The 2,779-nt window shown below is 36.5% G+C and carries 3 protein-coding genes and 1 pseudogene; 2 read left to right on the top strand and 2 right to left on the bottom strand.

Annotation, left to right across the window (positions count from 1 at the left end; translation table 11 throughout):
* Window positions 1-204: pseudogene (locus ACTTKP_RS12100) on the bottom strand (transposase); the annotation flags it as partial.
* Here ACTTKP_RS12100 and ACTTKP_RS12095 point away from each other — a divergent pair.
* Window positions 119-730 (top strand): WG repeat-containing protein, encoded by a 612-nt coding sequence (locus tag ACTTKP_RS12095; RefSeq protein WP_442554137.1) that lies wholly within the window; start codon window positions 119-121, stop codon window positions 728-730. The pseudogene ACTTKP_RS12100 and the gene ACTTKP_RS12095 overlap by 86 nt on opposite strands.
* Window positions 731-871: 141 nt before the next feature.
* Window positions 872-2,269: a MocR-like pyridoxine biosynthesis transcription factor PdxR gene (pdxR, locus tag ACTTKP_RS12090; protein ID WP_442554136.1), complete on the top strand. Its 1,398-nt coding sequence runs from the start codon at window positions 872-874 to the stop codon at window positions 2,267-2,269.
* Between the two features lie 115 nt (window positions 2,270-2,384).
* On the opposite strand, the gene ACTTKP_RS12085 is transcribed toward pdxR, so the two are convergent.
* A partial coding sequence (locus ACTTKP_RS12085) for a PfkB family carbohydrate kinase (RefSeq protein ID WP_442554135.1) occupies window positions 2,385-2,779 on the bottom strand: 395 nt, incomplete at its 5' end.

Here is a 2,779-nt window from a genome sequence, read left to right as displayed (position 1 = left end):
ATCCTTGATACCAGTTAAACCATCGGAGCAGAGAATGAGAATGTCCTGAACTCTACGATTCTTTAAGCTGTTCAATACAGACAGCCAGTACTTACTGCTTTCGTTCTCGCCAACAACAATGCTTAGGACTTCTTTCATTCCATCTTCATTGATACCAAGCACAACATATGCTGCAAGTTTCCTGATTACACCATCATCACGTACTGAGACGGTTAGAGTAGGAGAAGGTGTTTCAGAAAAATATTTCTGTATCGATAAGGAAGGTAAGCGATATGGAGAAGAATATGATGATATCTTCATTAACGAAAACGGTGCAAAGATTGTAGTTGGAAAAAGTTATAAAGATTATAAGTACGGTTTGGTTAATAAGAAAGGTAAGATTATTGTAAAACCTCAATATACTTACATCGAAAACTTTGATAAAGGAATCGCTATTGCTGCAAAGAATGGAAAAGAAGGCTGTTTGAATTTAAAAGGTGAGGTAGTAATACCGGTAAAATATGATGTAGTGAGTTCTTTTATGGAGGATGACCGTGTGATTGTTGAGAGAAAAGGTAAGTACGGTCTGCTTGACAGAAAAGGAAAGGAGCATATTCCGTTTCTGTATGAGAACCTGGACAAGATTTCAGAAAACTTATACTATGTAAAGAAAGATAAGAAGGCAGGATATGTGGATGGAGAAGGAAAGGTAATTATTCCTGCTGAGTTTGATTATATTTTTGTTAAGTAAGTGATAAGTTGAAAAAGGCTTAAAATGTAGGCAACTATGTTTTAAAGCCTTTTTCTCTTTACAGTTATATGAATTCTTCCTATAATGAATCTTGTAATGGAAATGATACTTAGATTAATGATGTCTGATTAGGAGAAATCTATGCTTACAGTAGAACTTGACCACGAAAGCAAGATACCGCTTTACGAACAGCTCTATGTTAAAATAAGGAATTTTATATTAACTGGAGAACTGATTAAAGGAGACAGACTTCCTTCTGAAAGAGGACTTGCAGTTAATTTACAGATAAGTAGAAATACTGTATCTCTTGCCTACGAACAGTTATATGCAGAGGGTTATGTGGAGGTACGCCCCCAAAGTGGATATTATGTAAATCAAGTGGATAAAATACTTGAAGACAGGAATTTAAATCTAATGCCTATGAAAGAGGAAGAGAATTCTATAAAAAAAGAATATAAGTATGATTTTTCACCATTTTCACTCTGCAAGGAGAGCTTTCCTTATAAAATGTGGGACAGGTTATATAGAAAATGTTTGAGGGATGGCGGAGAAGAACTTTTTAATTTAGGCGAGCATCAAGGAGATGTAAGGCTTAGAAAAGCAATATCTAAGTATTTGTTTGGCTATAGAGGACTTGTGGTAAAGCCTGAAAATATGATAATAGGTGCAGGTACAGGTTATCTGTTACAGCTTTTGGAGCATTTATTTGATGAAACTCTTGAATTTGCTATGGAAGATCCTACTTATATGCAGGCATATAAGATATTTTCGTCATTAAATAGAAAAATAAGACCTATTAGTTTAGATAAAAGCGGACTTAAGGTTAATGAACTTGAAATGACAGCTGCTAAGGTAGTATATTTAACTCCGGCACACCAGTTTCCGACAGGGATTGTCATGCCGATAAGGAGGAGGAGAGAACTTCTTGAATGGGTTTCTAAGGAGGAAGACAGATATATAATAGAGGATGATCATGATAGTGAATTCAGATATAAAGGGCTTCCTATACCTCCAATGAAGGCAATAGACAGTAGTGACAAGGTCATATATCTTGGTACATTTTCAAGGACGGTAGCCCCTGCAATAAGGATTGGCTTCATGGTACTCCCGGATAAACTTCTCCAAAGGTATAAGGAAAAGCTGGCTTTTTTAGCCTGTCCGGTTCCCAGAATAGAACAGGCTGTGCTTACCGAGTTTATTGAGGGAGGATATTACGAAAGACATATCAATAAAACAAGAAAAATATATAAAAACAGGCATGATGCACTGATATTGGCATTGAAGTCATTTGGAGGAAAAATAAAAATAAAAGGTGAAAACGCAGGAATGCATTTGGTGGCAGAATGTAATTTTGGTATGGATGAGGAAGATATTGTAAAGCTGGCAGAGAATGAAGGTATTAAACTTACAGGCTTATCAAAACATAGGATTGCAAATGAAGATATGGAAGGAAAGGTAGCAACCTTACTTATAGGATATGGGAATATAGGGGAGGAAAGTATAAGAGAAGGAATAGAAACGCTTTGTAAATTATTTTAATTGTTAGCTGAGTTTGCTATATTAAGAGCAAGCTCTCATATAGGCAAACTCAGCATATTATCTTATTGTGATAAATCATTATGTTAAGAGAAATTATGATTTGTTATGGGATGTATTATCTTTTGACTCTTGCAGATTTGCCTGCCATTAAGGATTCAACTTCAGCCTTTCTTGCCATTGAGGTATCGCCCGGTGTAGTCATTGCAAGTGCGCCATGTGCTGCGCCATAGTTGACTGCCTTAGCCGGATCGCCTGTTTCCATAAGACCATAGATTAAACCGGAAGCAAAGCTGTCGCCGCCACCGACTCTGTCAAGAATCTCAAGGCCTTTATACTCATTAGCGTGATATATTTCACCATCTACATAAAGCATTGCAGACCAGTCATTTACTGTAGCAGTTTTAACTTCACGGAGTGTAGTTCCTGCTGCCTTCCAGTTTGTATATACCTTTGTAGCTTCATTTAACATAAGCTTATAGCCGTCTAAATTAAGAGAAGTTAAATCTTCAG

Origin of the sequence: Catonella sp. (assembly GCF_052169795.1) — a bacterium.
GTDB lineage: Bacteria > Bacillota > Clostridia > Lachnospirales > Lachnospiraceae > Catonella.
The sequence above is the reverse complement of the archived record's forward strand: the minus strand, read 5'-3'. Positions and strand labels throughout refer to the sequence as shown.